Source organism: Streptomyces sp. NPDC001093, from assembly GCF_040298985.1.
Lineage (GTDB): Bacteria > Actinomycetota > Actinomycetes > Streptomycetales > Streptomycetaceae > Streptomyces.
This window is the reverse complement of record NZ_JBEPBF010000072.1, coordinates 1-15,051: the sequence shown is the minus strand read 5'-3', so window position 1 is coordinate 15,051 and position 15,051 is coordinate 1. Positions and strand designations below refer to the sequence as shown.

Sequence of the window (15,051 nt, the reverse complement as noted above, 5' to 3'; positions counted from 1 at the left end):
AGATGACCTACCACCCCTGATCACTGCCGAGTGGCCGCCGTGTCAGTGCCGGTGGTGTGGCGGGCGCGGTAAGGGCTCCGGACGCTGAGACATCTGTCTCCCCCCATGAACTCCCGCCCTCCAGGGCGGAGGCGGTCAGTCATGGCCGCGATCAGTTGAGCAGGAAGGTGCAGTGATGTTGGACGGAAACAAGCTGTATGGGCTCGACATCAGCGGGGCTTCGTTCGTGAAGGCCTGCGGAGGTCCCTGTACGGAGGGATGCGTGACGCTCGCCCGGATCGGCGACGACGCCTGGGCGCTGGGTGACAGCAAGCGGCCGGATGCGGAGCCGTTGCGGTTCACCACGGAGGAATTGGCGGTGGCCGGCATCGATCCGGCGAGGTTCGGGCTGCGCGTCTGATGCCCCTGGCCGGTCCCGGCTGTCCCGGCACCCGTGCGGAGGCCGGTGCCGGGGCCGGTCCCTCTCGTCTCCGACACCCGACAGGAACGACTGGTGCACTACCACGGCTATCTATGGGTCGGGACGAAAGAGCGTTTCGACCAGGAGGCACTCCGGCGGCCTCCGTATCCCGAGCCGCCGCCGGGCGGCAGCAAGCCCGAGTTGATCCAGCGCTATCGGGAGGTCGCAGCGGAGTTCCCGACCGTGGATCTCCCTCCGCTGGAGACGGCGTACTGGCTCGTCAAACCGTCTTCCTTGGTGCGTGACACGTGGGATGAGGCGAAGGGCGCCGCCACCTGGATCGGGGCGTGCGTGGCCGCGTACGCGGGCCGGTTCGCCTCTGGCCGGGAGCGTGACCTCCTCGATCTCGCTGCGCTGGTCAACTCGGCGGCTGAGAAGTTGAGTTCGGGTAGTGACGTATCGCTCGGGTTCTATCTCGAGCGCCCCTCGTACCTGTCGCTTGCCGTGGTGACGTGTTCTCCGAACCGGTCCAAGCCCGAGCTGACCTGCCCCGTTGGGTGATCAGCGGGTCGGACGTGCCGTTCGCGACGCGTTGCCGTAGGGCCGCCCGCTGCCTGGGCAGCGTCGTGCCTCCGCGAGCCGGGTCAAGAGCAGGTTCGTTGCCTCGGGTACCCGGGGTGGGCCAAAGGCGGTGGTGGGGAGTGCGCGGTGGGTTGTTCGACGTGCGTTGCCCCTGGCGGTGACGGAGGTGACGGTGGGTCAGCTTGAGGGCGCGGACCGGGGAATCGGGGTCTCGGTCGCGGCCGCGGGATGCCGGTTCGTAATGCGTCGATTACTCTACGCGGTCACCGCCCCGGCGCGTCGTCGTTCGCCTTGGCGGATTTGCACATAATCTCCGTCACTGACGGAAGTCGATCTGTCACAGATCGTATCCACCACACGCGATGGAGATGAAATGCACAAGCTTCACAAGGCTGCCGTCCTGGTCGCCGCTCTCGGGAGCGTCGGACTTCTGGCCTCTGGCACCGCCTACGCCGGCGGCCAGGGCGGGGGCGGCGGGGGCAGCAGCGTCCTGCAGAGCTCCAACTGCAAGTCGCACGACCTCAATGTCGACGTCCTCGGTGAGGTCGGGATCCTCAACGGCGTGCTGGGCAACGCGCTCAACGGCGAGGGCGACCCGGGCGCGCAGGACACCCACATCGGGTCGACGATGGGCTGCAGCAACAGCGCCTTCTAAGCGCCTTCCAAGAGGGCGGTTCAGTACCCCCCTTGACGGCGGAAAGCGGCGGCCGGCCAGCTTCCGGTGGGCCGGCCGGCTCGCCCGCCGACGGCACGGGAGATGCGTGGCGGCCTTGCAACGTGTGGATGCGTGCGAGGTCGCCACGCCCCGACCGTGTCCGGCACGGCGCTCTGCGGTCACGGTGAGCCGCGTTGACCCGCGGGTGCCGCAGACACCCGCATCCCCGTGAGAGACAGAGCACCCGACCAAGCCCCCCATGACGACGGCGAGTTCCGTGGGGGGCTTCAGTCGTGCTGTGCCGTGCGTACGGCTGTGGGGACAGAACTCTCCGCCGGAGACTTGACAAGATCCGACTCAGGTGAGGAGAGCATGATCGGCTGCGCGTTAGCCTCAGGCCGGACATCGCACAAAAGCGGAGCAAGAGGAGGCAGTTGTGGCGAGGGTTCCCAGTGCAGTGGTGGCCGCCACCGGGCTTGTCGGTGGGTATGGCGTGGCCCGGTGGACCAAGAAGCGGCAGCTCGGTGGGGCCGTGCTGGCCGTCGCCGGGGTCACCGCCGCTCAGCAGTGGCGCCGGCAGGCCGGCGGGAAGGCCGCCGGTGCGCTGAGCGCCGCCTACGTCGCCGCGTTCGCCGGCTCGCACCCGCTCGCGAAGAAGGTCGGCGCCTGGCCGTCCGTCCTCGGTGTCGCCGGTGCCGTCGCCCTCGCCTCCTGGGCCGTCGCCGACCGCAAGGCCTGAGCCGACCCCGGCGGCAGGCCCGGGCGGAGCATCCCGGCCGGCACCCCCGTCCCCCTCTACACCGCCCCCGCCCTGAACGCCCTCCGGTACGCCTGCGGGCTCGTCCCCACCACCCTCCGGAACCGCTCCCGGAAGGCCGTCGGCGAGCCGAAGCCCGTCTGCGTGGCGATCCGTTCCACCGGGTACGGCGTCGTCTCCAGCAGATGCTGCGCCCGCCGTACCCGCGCCCGGTGCAGCCACTGCAACGGCGTCGTGCCGGTCTGCTCGCGGAAGCGGCGGTTGAGGGTGCGGGTGCTCATGCCCGCCCGGGCCGCGATCTCGTCCACCGTCATGTCGCGGTCGCAGTGGTCCTCCAGCCAGTGCAGCAGCGGCTCCAAGGTGGCACCCGACGGCGCCGGGGGCAGGTCGTGGACGATGAACTGAGCCTGGCCGCCCTCCCGTTCCAGCGGCATCACCGACATCCGCGCCGCGTGCGCGGCGACCGCCGAGCCGAAGTCCTTGCGGATCATGTGCAGACACATGTCCAGCGCCGCCGCCGCGCCCGCCGACGTCAGGAACTGGCCGTTGTCGACGTACAGGACGTTCGGGTCGACCGTCACCTCCGGGTGCCGCGCCGCCAGTTCCCCCGCCGCGTACCAGTGCGTCGTCGCGCGCAGGCCGTCCAGCAGGCCCGTCGCCGCGAAGAGGAACGCGCCCACGCAGATCGAGGCGATCCGGGTGCCGTTCGCGGCCGCCGCGCGCAGTGCCTCGGTCACGCCCGGCGGCAGCTCCTCCGGCGGTTCCGCCACACCCGGCAGGATGATCGTGTCCGCCTCCGCCAGCGCCTGAAGGCCGTACGGCGCCCGCACCGTGAAGGCCCCCGCGCTCACCTCCCCCCGCACCGCACACACCCGCACCCGGTACGGCACCCGGCCGTCGGGCAGCCGCGCCCAGCCGAAGGTGTCGATGGGGGCGGAGAGGTCGAAGGGGATGACTCCGTCCAGCGCCAGTACGGCCACGGTGTGCATGGCGGGATCCTATGGCTACGACGGATTACCGCCAACGCCGCCCACCAATGCCCATCAGCGCCGATCAGCCCGCCGGCACCGTAACAGCGGACACCCCTGCTCCACTCCCCTGCTCCACTCCCCAGCTCCCTCCGCGTGGCGGGAATCCGTTGGATCATGGCACTTCCGCCACTTCTGCAAGATCCGGCCGCCGCCTACCGTCACCGCGTGACCAAGTTCCTCCTCGCCGTCCACGTCCTCGCCGCCATCGTCGCCGTAGGCCCCGTGACCGTCGCCACCAGCATGTTCCCGCCCGCCGCGCGCCGGGCCCTCGCCGCGCCCGGCACTCCCGGAGCCACCGGCGCTCCCGGAGCCACCGGCGCTCCCGATGTCATCGGCACGCTGCACCTGCTGCACCGCATCTGCCGGGTCTACGCCCTCGTCGGCGTCGTCGTCCCGGTCTTCGGGTTCGCCACCGCGAGCGAGATGGGCGTGCTCGAGAGCGGCTGGCTGATCGTGTCCATCGGGCTGACCGCTCTCGCCGCCGTCGTCCTGGCCGCGCTGGTGCTGCCCGCCCAGAGCGCGGTGGTGGAGGGCAGGGGCACCGACCCCGCGCGGCTCGCCATGTTCACCGGGATGTTCAACCTGCTGTGGGCCACCGTGACCGTCCTGATGATCGTGCGGCCCGGCTCCACGACAGGGGCCTGACGGCCTCACCCCCTTACGGGGTGCTCGGGGTACTCGGCGTGCTCGGCGTGCTCGGCGTGCTCGGCGTGGCCCGGCTCGCCACCGCCGTCAGCGGGCGGGCGATGTCCTCCAGGGAGCGGCGCTCCGCCCGTACGGCCAGGACGGCGGCGACCAGGCCCGCCGCGCACATCAGGGCCGCGCCGATGGAGAAGGCCAGCACCGTGTCGCCGACCTTGCCCGTGCCGGTGAGGTCGGCGAACAACAGGGGGCCGCTGATGCCGCCGGCCGCCGTGCCGAGGGCGTAGAAGAAGGCGATGGACATCGCCCGCGTTTCCATCGGGAAGACCTCGGACACCGTCAGGTACGCGCTGGAGGCGCCCGCCGAGGCGAAGAACAGGACCGCGCACCAGCAGGCGGTCAGCGTTCCCGCGCTCAGCGAGCCCTGGTCGAACAGCCACGCCGTGCCGAACAGGAGCAGGCCCGACAGCAGGTAGGTCGAGGAGATCATCACCCGGCGGCCCACCGTGTCGAACAGCCTGCCCAGCAGCAGCGGACCGCAGAAGTTGCCGACCGCGATCACCGCGAAGTAGTAGCCGGTGTGGCCGGAGGGCACGTTGAAGAACCTGGTCAGGATCGCGCCGAAGCCGAAGGTGATCGCGTTGTACAGGAACGCCTGGCCGATGAAGAGGGAGAAGCCGAGAACGGCCCGCCTGCGGTAGTGGCCGAAGACCGTGCGGGCGATCTCCCGGAACGTCACGCTCCCGCGCTGGTGGATCTCCAGCGCCTCGCCCCGCGGCTCGGGCAGCCGCTCGCCCTTCTCCTGCTCGATCTGCCGCTCGATGCCACGGACGATCTCCTCCGCCTCCCGGTCCCTGCCGTGGATCAGCAGCCAGCGCGGGCTCTCCGGGACGTGCCGCCGTACCAGGAGGATGACCAGGGCCAGCACGGCGCCCAGGGCGAAGGTCAGACGCCAGCCGACGTTCCTGGCCAGCAGGTCCGTGTCGAGCGCCACGATCGACAGCAGCGAGCCGCCCACCGCGCCCAGCCAGAAGCTGCCGTTGATGATCAGGTCGACCCGGCCGCGGTGGGCGGCCGGGATCAGCTCGTCGATCGCCGAGTTGATCGCCGCGTACTCACCACCGATGCCGAAACCGGTCAGAAAGCGGAACAGGAAGAACCACCAGGCCTCCCAGGAGACGGCGGTGAGGGCCGTCGCCGCCAGGTACACCCCCAGGGTGATCATGAACAGCCGCTTGCGGCCGAAGCGGTCGGTCAGACGGCCCCAGAAGAGGGCGCCCGAGCAGGCCCCGGCCACATACAGCGCGGCGGCCGTTCCGGTGATCTGGCCCGAGGTGATCGACACCCCGCTGCCCGGCTCGGCCAGCCGGCCCGCGATGGTGCCGACGACCGTGACCTCCAGACCGTCCAGGATCCAGACCGTCCCCAGGCCGATCACGATCGTCCAGTGCCAGCGGGACCAGGGCAGACGGTCCAGCCGGGCGGGGATGTCGGTGGTGATCGTGCGGCCCGTCCGCGGCGACGGCGCCTCGGCTGCAGCGCTCATGGGCTCCCTCTCGTCGAAGGACGTCCCCCCGCACGGGCGGGGACGGCATCACGGGTGCCCCCGACCCGCGCAGCCACTCGGAACCGGCCCCGCTCAGGCGCCCAGCGTCCGCGTCACCGCATAGATCAGCAGTCCCGCCAGTGATCCCACCACCGTGCCATTGATCCGGATGAACTGCAGGTCGCGGCCGATGTGCGCCTCGATCTTCCGGGTGGTGTGCTCGGCGTCCCAGCCCGCCACCGTGTCCGTGATCAGCGAGGTGATCTCCGCGCGGTACGTCGTCACCACGTGCACCGCCGCGCCCTCCACCCAGCTGTCCACCTTCCCCTGCACCTTCGGCTCGGTCGCCATCCGCGCCCCCAGCGACAGCAGCGCGCGCCGCACCCGCATCCGCAGCTCGCTCCGCTCGTCCTCGGCCGCCGCCACCACCATGGACCGTACGGCCGTCCAGGCCGACGCGATCAGATCCTGCACCTCACCCCGGCCCAGCACCTCCCCCTTGAGCCGCTCCACCCGCGCCCGGGTGTCCGTGTCGGACTGCAGATCGGAGGCGAAGTCGGTGAGAAAACGGTCCAGCGCGCCACGCGCCGGATGGGACGGCATGTCCCGCATCTCGGTGACGAACCGCAACAGCTCCTTGTAGACCCGCTCGCCGACCTTCCGGTCCACGAACCGCGGCGTCCACCCCGGCGCACCCCCCTCCACCGCCACCATCACGTCGTCCCGGTGCAGCACCAGCCAGTCGTGCGCCCGCGCCACCACCAGGTCCACCGCCCGCCGGTGCCCGCCGTCGGCCACGACCTTCTCCAGCATCTTGCCGATCCCCGGAGCGATCTCCTGCATGTTCGCCCGCCGGGTGATCGCCTCACCCACGACCGCCTGCACATCGGAGTCCCGCAACACGGTCAGCGCACCCCGCAGCGCCGTCGCCAGCTCCGCCGTCACCCGGTCCGCGTGCGCCGGCTCCGCCAGCCACGCCCCGAGCCGGCTGCCGATACCGACCGCGCGCAGCCGCTGCCGTACGACGTCCTGGGACAGGAAGTTCTCGCCGACGAACTCACCCAGCGACACACCCAGCTGGTCCTTCTTCGTCGGGATGATCGCCGTGTGCGGAATGGGCAGCCCCAGCGGATGCCGGAACAGCGCCGTCACCGCGAACCAGTCGGCCAGCGCGCCCACCATGCCCGCCTCGGCGGCCGCCGCCACATAGCCCGCCCACGGCCCGGCACCCTCCTGCGAGGCGAGTTTCGCCAGGGCGTAGACCACCGCCACGAACAACAGCAGACAGGTCGCCGTGACCTTCATGCGCCGCACCCCGCGCCGGCGCTCCTCGTCGGCCGGGGTGAAGGCCGTCATCGTCTTGTACGACACACCCCGCGCCGGCGCTGCTTCCGTCTCGGTCGGTTCCATCGGCTCCACCCGTTCAGCTCCACCCGCTCGGTGATCCCGATCGGTGATCCCGCACACAATTGTCCCTTCCTGAGCGACTCCCGGAACGGAACAAGAGTTCCCGGCGTCTGTCAGAAAAGGGATGTGGGCAGGGCCCTGACAGCTCTCCCCACCCCATGCCGCATCATGGGCTCATCAAGATCGGAGCCTCGGGCTCCCCTCCCCGAGGAGAGCAAGACAACCGTGACCAGGCGTCATGGCTATGCCGTACTCAGTGCGCTCATCGCGCTGGTCGTAGCCCTCTCCGCCGCCATCTACCTCACCGTGGCGGCCGACGACGGCACCCCGCGCGGCACCCTCACCGACGACCGCCCCCACCACGGCTCCTCCGTCGCCCCCGCCTCCACCGGCACCTGGGTCGGCGCCTGGTCCGCCTCCCCGGTGGGCGGCGAACCCGGCACCGAGACCGACGGCCTCGCGGGCCGCTCCGTGCGCAACATCGTCCACACCAGCACCGGCGGCACGAGCGCCCGCATCACGCTCTCCAACCTCTACGGCAGCGAACCCCTCACCATCACCCACGCCACCATCGCGCTCTCCGCCGGCGACGGCACCGCCGCGGCCGACCCGGACTCGATGCGCCGCCTCACCTTCGACGGCGCCACCGACGTGGTCATACCCACCGGCGAACAGATCGTCAGCGACGCCGTACGCCTCACCGTCCCGCACGACAGCGACGTCCTCGTCACCACCTACTCCCCCACCCCCTCCGGCCCCGTCACCTACCACCCGCACGCCCGGCAGACCTCCTACGTCGCCGACGGCGACGCCACCGAGGACGCGACCGGCACCCCCTACACCCAACAGACCCCGCACTGGCGGTACTTGACGGCCCTGGACCTCCTCAGCAACGAAGCCGACGGCACCGTCGTCGTCTTCGGCGACTCCATCACCGACGGCGTCACCTCCACCATCGGCGCCAACCACCGCTGGCCCGACATCCTCGCCGACCGGCTGCGCACCGCGCTCGAAAACGGACGGCAGGTGCCCCGCTACAGCGTCGTCAACGAGGGCATCAGCGGCAACCAGGTCTTCACCGACGGACTCGGCCGGCCCGCCGAGAACCAGAGCGGCCTCGGCCGCTTCACCCGCGACGCCCTCACACACCCGGACGTCAAGGCCGTCGTCATCGACCTCGGCGTCAACGACATCCTCCGCAACCCCCGCCTCGCCGACCCCGACAAGATCATCACCGGCCTGCGCACCCTGGTCCGCGAAGCCCACGCCCACGGCCTGAAGGTCGTCGGCGCCACACTCATGCCCTACCAGGGCCACCGCGGCTGGACCCCGGCCCGCGAGGCGGTACGACAGCAGGTCAACGCCGAGATCCGGGCCGGCGGGGTCTACGACGCGGTCGTCGACTTCGACAAGGCCCTGCGCGACCCTTACGCCCCCCGTCGCCTCCGCCCCGACTACGACTCCGGCGACCACCTGCACCCCAGCGACCTGGGCTTCGCCAGGATGGCCGCGGTCTTCGACCTGAACACACTCCAGGGTGCGGGACAGGCGGAACTGTAGGTACGGGCGAGGGACACCGGCGGGACGACCGGGATACTGACTGGCATGACCCGCTTGATCCTCGCCACCCGCAACACTGGAAAGATCACCGAGCTGAGGGCCATCCTCGCCGAGGCCGGACTCCCCCACGAGCTCGTCGGCGCCGACGCCTGCCCCGACGTCCCCGACGTCAAGGAAACAGGTGTCACCTTCGCCGAGAACGCCCTGCTCAAGGCCCACGCCCTCGCCCAGGCCACCGGCCTGCCCGCGGTCGCCGACGACTCCGGCCTCTGCGTCGACGTCCTCGGCGGCGCCCCCGGCATCTTCTCCGCCCGCTGGTCCGGCCACCACGGCGACGACAAGGCCAACCTGGAGCTCCTCCTGGCCCAGCTCGCCGACATCACGGACGAACACCGGGGGGCCCACTTCGCGTGCGCGGCGGCCCTGGCACTGCCGGACGGCCGGGAGCGGGTGGTCGAGGGCCGCCTGAGGGGCGTGCTCCGGCACACCCCCGCCGGCACGAACGGCTTCGGCTACGACCCGATCCTCCAGCCGGAGGGCGACACCCGGACCTGCGCCGAGCTGAGCCCGGAGGAGAAGAACGCCATCAGCCACCGGGGGAAGGCGTTCCGGGCGTTGGTGCCGGTGGTTCGGGAGCTGTTGGGCTGAGAGTGGAGGAGGGGCCGCCTGGACGGACGGCCCCTCACGTGTGCGGTCGGTGGGACTCGAACCCACACGGGATTTCTCCCACGGGCACCTAAAACCCGCGCGTATCGCCTATTTCGCCACGACCGCCCCAAAACGGACATCTAACCTGGAGGCCGTTTTGCCTCGCCCAGTGTACGGGGCAGCGCGTTTCGTCGTCCGCCCCCTCTGCACCAGGTGCTTGTGGTCGCGTGGCAGTTGGGGCACAGCAACCGGAGGTTCTCGCGTCGGTCGTCGCTCCAGTCGCCGCTGATGTGATCGACTTCCAGTGTCATGGGCCACCCGAGCCACTCGGGGCCAACGCCGCACTCATCGCATTGCTCCGGTACGCCCACCTCGCCGAGCGCGCGGCGCAGCAGATGGGTCCGTGCCCGACGCCGACCGTCATGCTTGACCAGGACGTCCTCGGGGCGCTTGGCGCGGTCTGCACAGGTCTTGCCTCGTTGGTGCGCCTGCCCCAGGAAGTGCGCGGTCGAGATGCCCTCTTCAGCGACCCACTGACGCAGCAGCGCGCGCTGAGTTCCGGTGTCGGGGCGCCGAAGTCGGCGAAGTGTCTCGGCGATGGAGATCGACTCGGCGACCGCCGCGCGCAACTCCTCGGGCGCGGGGTGCCCAGGCCTGCCGGAGTGCAGGGCCATGACCTCATCCATGCTCGCGCACTGCTCGGCAGCCTCGGCCAACTGCTCACGGGTGTACTGCACGCCGCTGCTCATACGGCGCCGCCCCGAGAACGGCCCTTGCCGCGCCCTCGGTAATTGTCCGTGGTGGAGTGGCAGTTGGGGCAGAGGAAGCGGAGGTTCTCGATCCGGTTGTCACGCCAGTTCCCGTCGATGTGATCGACCTCCAGCGGGAGCGGACGGCCCCGCCACTCCGGCTCGGTACCGCAGCGAGCACAGCGCTCCGGAACGCCTACGGCCGTCATCGCCCACTTGAGCCTGTCGCTCGGAATGCGCCGGGCCTGGCCGACCGGTTGCTCGACGAGCAGGACCTCCGGCGTTCGGGCGCGCCAGGGCTTTCCTCGCTGGGTCGGCAGCTGGAAGTGCGAGGTGTCGATCCCGTACGCCTTGATCCTGCGGCTGATGTGCGTGTGGTGGCCGCCGACGACCTCCAGACCGAGATGGCGCAGCACCTCGCACATGTTCGTGGAGGCAGCCACGGCCCCCTCAAGCAGTTCCCTCGTCCACTTCACCCCCTCCCTCTCGAAGTGGGAGACATCCACCCCGAGCTTCTTCATCCGCCCCAGGACATAGCGCCGCGTCGAACTCCTCGGATCCACCCCCAACCTCTCCAACGCCTCCGACAACGTCCGCGCCCCGCGAGCCGCTTCCTCCAGCCGTTCCTTGCTGTACGCGCTGGCCCCCATCGAGCCCCCTCCGTTCCGGGCGTGCGTTCGCAGCCCGTACGGAGCAACGCACCGGTTATCGGACAGTCACGCACGGAAAGGGAAGGCGGCCCGCACCCGGTCCTCCGGGTGCGGGCCGCCGGCAACAGGCTCAGGGCCTCAGATACCCAGATCCTTGATGATCTTGGCCACATGGCCCGTGGCGCGGACGTTGTAGAGGGCTCGTTCGACCTTGCCCTCCTCGTCGACGACGATCGTGGAGCGGATGACGCCCATGTAGGTCTTGCCGTAGTTCTTCTTCTCGCCGTACGCGCCGTAGGCCTCGGTGACCTTCTTGTCCGGGTCGGCCAGGAGCGTGACCTTCAGGGACTCCTTCTCGCGGAACTTCGCCAGTTTCTCCGGGGCGTCGGGGCTGATGCCGAGCACGTCGTAGCCGGCGGAGGCCAGGACGTCCAGGTTGTCGGTGAAGTCGCAGGCCTGCTTGGTGCAGCCGGGGGTCAGGGCGGCCGGGTAGAAGTAGACGATGACCTTGCGGCCCTTGTGGGAGGACAGGGAGACCTCGTTGCCGTCGGCGTCGGGGAGGGTGAAGGCGGGGGCCACGTCCCCCGGCTGGAGTCGCTCGCTCATCGGGCCAGGGTAACCGGGGGGCCTTGCGGTGCACCGGGAGGAGAAGCTGACAGACTGTCCGGAACAGCATCAGGAGACTTCGGAGGCCGTACGGTGGCGGACACGTCGGACACCAGAACCCCGGCGCAGATCGAGGCGGACATCAAGCGCCGCCGCGAAGTGCTGGCCGAGACGCTCGACGAGATCGGGGTGCGGGTGCACCCGCAGACGATCATCGGGGACGCCAAGGCCAAGGTCGTCGCCAATATCGATCACACGGTCGGGCGGGCGTACGTGCAGGTCAACCGGGTGGTGAGTGAGGTGCGCGCGCAGTTCGTCGATGAAGAGGGCGGGGTGCGGCTGGAGCGGGTGGTGCCCGTCGCGCTGCTCGCCGTCGGTGTGGTGGGGCTGCTGGCCGTGGGCTCGCGGCGGCGAAAGGGCTGACCCGGGCGCGGCCCGGCGTGGCGAAGGCAGGTAGGTTCGAGGCGTGAGCGCCAACAGAAACCAGCACAGCACCCCCCATCACGACAAGCTTCCGATCCGGATGCTGCACGACCGGGTTCTGGTCAAGCAGGAGACCGGTGAGGGCGAGCGGCGGTCGGGGGGCGGCATTCTGATTCCCGCCACCGCGGCGGTCGGGCGGCGGCTGGCCTGGGCCGAGGTGGTCGCGGTCGGGCAGAACGTACGGACCGTGGAGCCGGGTGACCGGGTTCTGTTCGATCCGGAGGACCGGGCCGAGGTCGAGGTTCGGGGTGTGGCGTACGTGCTCATGCGCGAGCGGGATCTGCACGCCGTGGCCGCGGACCGTTTCGAGGGGTCGGAGGACTCCACGGGTCTGTATCTCTGAGTCGTTCCGGTAATGGGGCTGGTGACCGCGGTCACCGGCCCCTTTGTCGTTTCTTTGCTATGTTCGGAGGCGTCAGCCCGACGAGACGCGCCGTACCGGGATCCCCGACCTTCAGGCAAAGACGACGCACCCCCGTTCAGAGATTCCTTCCGGAGGTGCCTGTCATGGCCTGGGTTCTGCTTGTCGTCGCCGGTCTGCTGGAGGTGGGCTGGTCGATCGGGATGAAGTACAGCGAGGGCTTCACCCGGCTGGTGCCCAGTGTGTTCACGGGCGCCGGGATCGTCGCCAGCATGGTTCTGCTGTCGTACGCCGCGAAGTCGTTGCCCATCGGTACGGCGTACGGCGTGTGGGTGGGCATCGGGGCGGCCGGTGCGGCGGTGCTCGGCATGGTGGTGCTGGGTGAGCCGGTCACCGCCGCCCGGATCTTCTTCGTGTGTCTGCTGCTGGTCGCCGTGGTGGGGCTGAAGGCGACCAGCGCTCACTGAGACGTCACGGGGGCGTCACCGGGGGTCAGATGGCCGGGTCGCCGCCTCCGGCGCCGGCGGCGGTGCCTGTCGTGCCGCCGCCGTCGGTTCCGCCGCCGGTGGTCGTGCCGCCGCCGTTGGTTCCGCCGCCTGTGGTCGTGCCGCCGCCGTTGGTTCCGCCGCCATTGGTCGCGCCGCCCGTGGTCGTGCCGCCGCCGTTGGTCGTGCCGCCGCCGGTCGTGGTGCCATCGGTGGTGGTGCCGGTGCCGCCGGTGGTGGTCGGGCCTCCGGTGGTGGGGGTGCCGGTGGTGCCGCCGGTGGTGGGGCTGGTGGTCGGGCCGCCGGTGGGGGTGCCGGTGGTGCCGCCGGTGTTCTGGCCGGCGGTCGTGCCCGGAGGGGCCGAGCCGGTGGCGCTGGGCGGCTGCGGCTGGTCGGCGCCCTGCTCCAGCTGGAGGTCGAAGTCGGAGGCGGGCTTGTTCTTCAGCGCGTCCGCCGTGTACTGGGCCCAGATCTCGGTGGGCGGGCCGCCGCCGTTCATACGGGGCTGGCCGAGGGCGCCGTACAGCGACATGTGCTTGGCCGTCACCGGGTCCTGGCCCATGACCGAGACCACCGTGGCCAGGTCGGGGGTGTAACCGGCGAACCAGGCGGCGGTGTCGTTCTCGGCGGTACCGGTCTTGCCGGCCGCCGGGCGGCCCGCGGCCTGCGCGGCGGTGGCGGTGCCGCTGTCGACCACGCTCTGCAGGATGGAGGTGGTGGTGTCGGCGGCCTCGCGGCTGACGGCCTGCTTGACCGGCTGCTGGGGCAGCTTGACCGTGTCCGTTCCGTCCTTGGTGATCTTCTCGATCATGGTGTAGGTGCCGTGCCGGCCGTGGTTGGCGAGCGTGGCGTAGGACTCCGCCATGTCCAGCACGCTGGCGGTGGCGGTGCCGAGGGCGATGGACGGGGACGGGTACAGGTCCGGGGTGTCGGAGGGGACGCCGAGGTCGATCGCGGTCTGCTTGACCTTGGACGGGCCGACGTCGGCGGCCATCTGCGCGTAGACGGCGTTCACGGACAGGTCGGTGGCCTTGGTGACGGTGATCTGGCCGTACGACTTCTGGTCCTCGTTCTGCGGGCTGTAGGGCGTGCCGTTCCAGCCCTCGACCTGCCGCTCGTTGGTGCCGTCGTACATGGTGTTCGGGGTGATGGTGCGGCCGTCCTGGGTGGTCGAGGCGTTCTGCACCGCCGAGGTGAAGACGAAGGGCTTGAAGGTGGAGCCGACCTGGAAGTCCCCGCGGGTCGCGCCGTTGGTGTACTGCTTCACGTAGTCGATGCCGCCGTACATGGCGACGACCTTGCCGGTCTTCGGGTCGACGGAGGCGCCGCCCGCGCGGACGTACCTGTCCACCTTGTTGTTCTTCTTGTCCAGCTTGGCGATCAGCTGGTCGTTGACCGCCTTGACGAAGGCGTTCTGCCGGCTCTTCTGGATGGTGGTGGTGATGCGGTAGCCGCCGGTCGCGAGCTGGTCGTCGGTGAGGATGTTGTTGGTGGTCAGGTAGTGCTTGACCGCCTCGACGAGGTAGCCGCGCTGGCCGGACATGCCCGTGGAGACCGTCTGCTCCTTCGGCATCGGGAACGTCATCCCGGCGCGCTGGGACTGGCTGAGCCAGCCCTTCTTGACCATGCCGTCCAGGACGTAGTTCCAGCGGGCGACGGCCGCGGCCTTGTTCTCGGGGTGGGCCACGACGTCGTACTCACTGGGGGCGTTGACGAGCGCGGCGAGGTAGGCGGCGCGGGCCGGGTCGAGGTTCTGGGCGTCCACGCCGTAGTAGGCCTGGGCGGCGGACTGGATGCCGTAGGCGTTGCGGCCGAAGTAGCTGGTGTTGAGGTAGCCCTCGAGGATCTCGTCCTTGGACTTGTTGCGGTCCAGTTTGATCGAGATGAAGAACTCCTTGGCCTTGCGGGTGACCGTCTGCTCCTGGCCGAGGTAGTAGTTCTTCACGTACTGCTGGGTGATCGTGGAGCCGGACTGCTTGCCCTTGCCGGTCGCCGTGTTCCAGGCGGCGCGGAGCATCGCCTTGGGGTCGATGGCCGACTCGGAGTAGAAGTCGCGGTCCTCGGCGGCCAGTACGGCGTGCTGGGCGTCCTTGGAGACCTGGGCGAGACTGACGTTCTCCCGGTTGATCTGGCCGTCGCGGGCGAGCTGGGAGCCGTCGGCGTAGAGGTAGACGTTGGCCTGCTTGGTGGCGAGGGCGTTGGCCGGCGGGATGTTGACCATGGAGTAGCCGAGGAAGAAGAGGCCGACGAGCAGCAGGACGCCGACGACGAAGGTGCCGAGCACCATGCGCCAGGTCGGGATGATCCGCCGCCACCCGGTCCGCTTGGGTCGCTTCGGCTTCCTGCCCGTGCCGGTCCCTGCGGGGGCCGGGCCGTCCGGGGAGGCGGCGAGGGCGGTGCCGGCCTGGCCGGGGGTTGTGCCGGGGGTCTGCCGGGGGGTCTTGCCCCCGGGTCCGCTACGGGGGCCGGGGGTGGCGGCGCCCACCGCG

Annotated in this window: 17 protein-coding genes and 1 tRNA gene; 10 read left to right on the top strand and 8 right to left on the bottom strand. The window is 70.4% G+C overall.

The features are described from left to right. The first annotated feature begins 175 nt into the window (after window positions 1-175). The 4 genes from ABT288_RS29660 to ABT288_RS29645 all read left to right on the top strand — a co-directional run bounded on the left by ABT288_RS29660 (window position 176) and on the right by ABT288_RS29645 (window position 2,376). A complete protein-coding gene (locus ABT288_RS29660) occupies window positions 176-400 on the top strand; it encodes a DUF397 domain-containing protein (protein ID WP_351614009.1) in 225 nt (74 codons plus the stop codon). A gap of 93 nt (window positions 401-493) precedes the next feature. Beyond that, a complete protein-coding gene (locus tag ABT288_RS29655) occupies window positions 494-961 on the top strand; it encodes a hypothetical protein (protein ID WP_351614006.1) in 468 nt (155 codons plus the stop codon). Between the two features lie 394 nt (window positions 962-1,355). Next, window positions 1,356-1,637, top strand: coding sequence for a hypothetical protein (locus ABT288_RS29650; protein ID WP_351614004.1), 282 nt, complete (start codon window positions 1,356-1,358; stop codon window positions 1,635-1,637). Between the two features lie 436 nt (window positions 1,638-2,073). Beyond that, window positions 2,074-2,376 (top strand): hypothetical protein, encoded by a 303-nt coding sequence (locus ABT288_RS29645; protein ID WP_351614001.1) that lies wholly within the window; start codon window positions 2,074-2,076, stop codon window positions 2,374-2,376. 56 nt (window positions 2,377-2,432) lie between these two features. Here the strand turns inward: ABT288_RS29645 and ABT288_RS29640 are convergent, their stop codons facing one another. Beyond that, window positions 2,433-3,383, bottom strand: a complete 951-nt coding sequence (locus ABT288_RS29640; RefSeq protein WP_351613999.1) for a GlxA family transcriptional regulator — start codon at window positions 3,381-3,383, stop codon at window positions 2,433-2,435. A 207-nt stretch (window positions 3,384-3,590) separates the two neighbouring features. Here ABT288_RS29640 and ABT288_RS29635 point away from each other — a divergent pair, with 207 nt between their 5' ends. Continuing rightward, window positions 3,591-4,070, top strand: a complete 480-nt coding sequence (locus ABT288_RS29635; protein WP_351613996.1) for a hypothetical protein — start codon at window positions 3,591-3,593, stop codon at window positions 4,068-4,070. A gap of 13 nt (window positions 4,071-4,083) precedes the next feature. On the opposite strand, the gene ABT288_RS29630 is transcribed toward ABT288_RS29635, so the two are convergent. Further along, entirely contained in the window at window positions 4,084-5,613 is a 1,530-nt protein-coding gene (locus tag ABT288_RS29630; RefSeq protein ID WP_351613994.1) for an MFS transporter, read from the bottom strand. 93 nt (window positions 5,614-5,706) lie between these two features. Beyond that, window positions 5,707-7,023 (bottom strand): DUF445 domain-containing protein, encoded by a 1,317-nt coding sequence (locus ABT288_RS29625; protein WP_351613991.1) that lies wholly within the window; start codon window positions 7,021-7,023, stop codon window positions 5,707-5,709. A 222-nt stretch (window positions 7,024-7,245) separates the two neighbouring features. Between ABT288_RS29625 and ABT288_RS29620 the strand changes: the two genes are divergently transcribed. Both ABT288_RS29620 and rdgB read left to right on the top strand, forming a co-directional pair. After that, entirely contained in the window at window positions 7,246-8,580 is a 1,335-nt protein-coding gene (locus ABT288_RS29620; protein WP_351613989.1) for an SGNH/GDSL hydrolase family protein, read from the top strand. Window positions 8,581-8,625: 45 nt separating this feature from the next. Further along, entirely contained in the window at window positions 8,626-9,228 is a 603-nt protein-coding gene (gene rdgB / locus ABT288_RS29615; RefSeq protein WP_351613986.1) for an RdgB/HAM1 family non-canonical purine NTP pyrophosphatase, read from the top strand. Window positions 9,229-9,269: 41 nt separating this feature from the next. Here the strand turns inward: rdgB and ABT288_RS29610 are convergent. The 4 genes from ABT288_RS29610 to bcp all read right to left on the bottom strand — a co-directional run bounded on the left by ABT288_RS29610 (window position 9,270) and on the right by bcp (window position 11,233). Further along, window positions 9,270-9,354: transfer RNA gene (locus tag ABT288_RS29610), tRNA-Leu, on the bottom strand. 14 nt (window positions 9,355-9,368) lie between these two features. After that, complete coding sequence (locus tag ABT288_RS29605) at window positions 9,369-9,977, bottom strand: HNH endonuclease (RefSeq protein ID WP_450857535.1); 609 nt, start codon at window positions 9,975-9,977, stop codon at window positions 9,369-9,371. Then, window positions 9,974-10,627 (bottom strand): HNH endonuclease signature motif containing protein, encoded by a 654-nt coding sequence (locus ABT288_RS29600; RefSeq protein ID WP_351613980.1) that lies wholly within the window; start codon window positions 10,625-10,627, stop codon window positions 9,974-9,976. Before ABT288_RS29600 ends, ABT288_RS29605 begins: the two co-directional genes overlap by 4 nt. A gap of 138 nt (window positions 10,628-10,765) precedes the next feature. After that, window positions 10,766-11,233 carry a thioredoxin-dependent thiol peroxidase gene (bcp, locus tag ABT288_RS29595; protein ID WP_351613978.1) on the bottom strand — a complete coding sequence of 156 codons (468 nt, stop codon included), beginning with the start codon at window positions 11,231-11,233 and terminating at the stop codon, window positions 10,766-10,768. Between the two features lie 93 nt (window positions 11,234-11,326). On the opposite strand from bcp, the gene ABT288_RS29590 reads away from it, so the two are divergent. The 3 genes from ABT288_RS29590 (at window position 11,327) to sugE (ending at window position 12,544) form a co-directional block, all read left to right on the top strand. Beyond that, the gene (locus tag ABT288_RS29590) at window positions 11,327-11,656 is read left to right on the top strand and encodes a DUF3618 domain-containing protein (RefSeq protein ID WP_351613975.1); all 330 of its coding nucleotides are present in this window, start codon (window positions 11,327-11,329) and stop codon (window positions 11,654-11,656) included. A 43-nt stretch (window positions 11,657-11,699) separates the two neighbouring features. Next, complete coding sequence (locus ABT288_RS29585; protein ID WP_031159553.1) at window positions 11,700-12,059, top strand: GroES family chaperonin; 360 nt, start codon at window positions 11,700-11,702, stop codon at window positions 12,057-12,059. 164 nt (window positions 12,060-12,223) lie between these two features. Then, window positions 12,224-12,544, top strand: coding sequence for a quaternary ammonium compound efflux SMR transporter SugE (sugE, locus tag ABT288_RS29580; protein ID WP_351613972.1), 321 nt, complete (start codon window positions 12,224-12,226; stop codon window positions 12,542-12,544). A 25-nt stretch (window positions 12,545-12,569) separates the two neighbouring features. Here the strand turns inward: sugE and ABT288_RS29575 are convergent, their stop codons facing one another. Further along, complete coding sequence (locus ABT288_RS29575) at window positions 12,570-14,849, bottom strand: transglycosylase domain-containing protein (RefSeq protein WP_351614102.1); 2,280 nt, start codon at window positions 14,847-14,849, stop codon at window positions 12,570-12,572. Between the last annotated feature and the right edge of the window lie 202 nt (window positions 14,850-15,051).

What these genes read in the sequence shown, in the direction of transcription:
- ABT288_RS29660 (WP_351614009.1), top strand. Translation starts at nt 176, where the DNA reads ATGTTGGACGGAAACAAGCTGTATGGGCTCGACATCAGCGGGGCTTCG.
- ABT288_RS29650 (WP_351614004.1), top strand. Translation starts at nt 1,356, where the DNA reads ATGCACAAGCTTCACAAGGCTGCCGTCCTGGTCGCCGCTCTCGGGAGC.
- ABT288_RS29640 (WP_351613999.1), bottom strand. Translation starts at nt 3,383, where the DNA reads ATGCACACCGTGGCCGTACTGGCGCTGGACGGAGTCATCCCCTTCGAC.
- ABT288_RS29630 (WP_351613994.1), bottom strand. Translation starts at nt 5,613, where the DNA reads ATGAGCGCTGCAGCCGAGGCGCCGTCGCCGCGGACGGGCCGCACGATC.
- ABT288_RS29625 (WP_351613991.1), bottom strand. Translation starts at nt 7,023, where the DNA reads ATGGAACCGACCGAGACGGAAGCAGCGCCGGCGCGGGGTGTGTCGTAC.
- rdgB (WP_351613986.1), top strand. Translation starts at nt 8,626, where the DNA reads ATGACCCGCTTGATCCTCGCCACCCGCAACACTGGAAAGATCACCGAG.
- ABT288_RS29605 (WP_450857535.1), bottom strand. Translation starts at nt 9,977, where the DNA reads ATGAGCAGCGGCGTGCAGTACACCCGTGAGCAGTTGGCCGAGGCTGCC.
- ABT288_RS29600 (WP_351613980.1), bottom strand. Translation starts at nt 10,627, where the DNA reads ATGGGGGCCAGCGCGTACAGCAAGGAACGGCTGGAGGAAGCGGCTCGC.
- bcp (WP_351613978.1), bottom strand. Translation starts at nt 11,233, where the DNA reads ATGAGCGAGCGACTCCAGCCGGGGGACGTGGCCCCCGCCTTCACCCTC.
- sugE (WP_351613972.1), top strand. Translation starts at nt 12,224, where the DNA reads ATGGCCTGGGTTCTGCTTGTCGTCGCCGGTCTGCTGGAGGTGGGCTGG.
- ABT288_RS29575 (WP_351614102.1), bottom strand. Translation starts at nt 14,849, where the DNA reads ATGGTGCTCGGCACCTTCGTCGTCGGCGTCCTGCTGCTCGTCGGCCTC.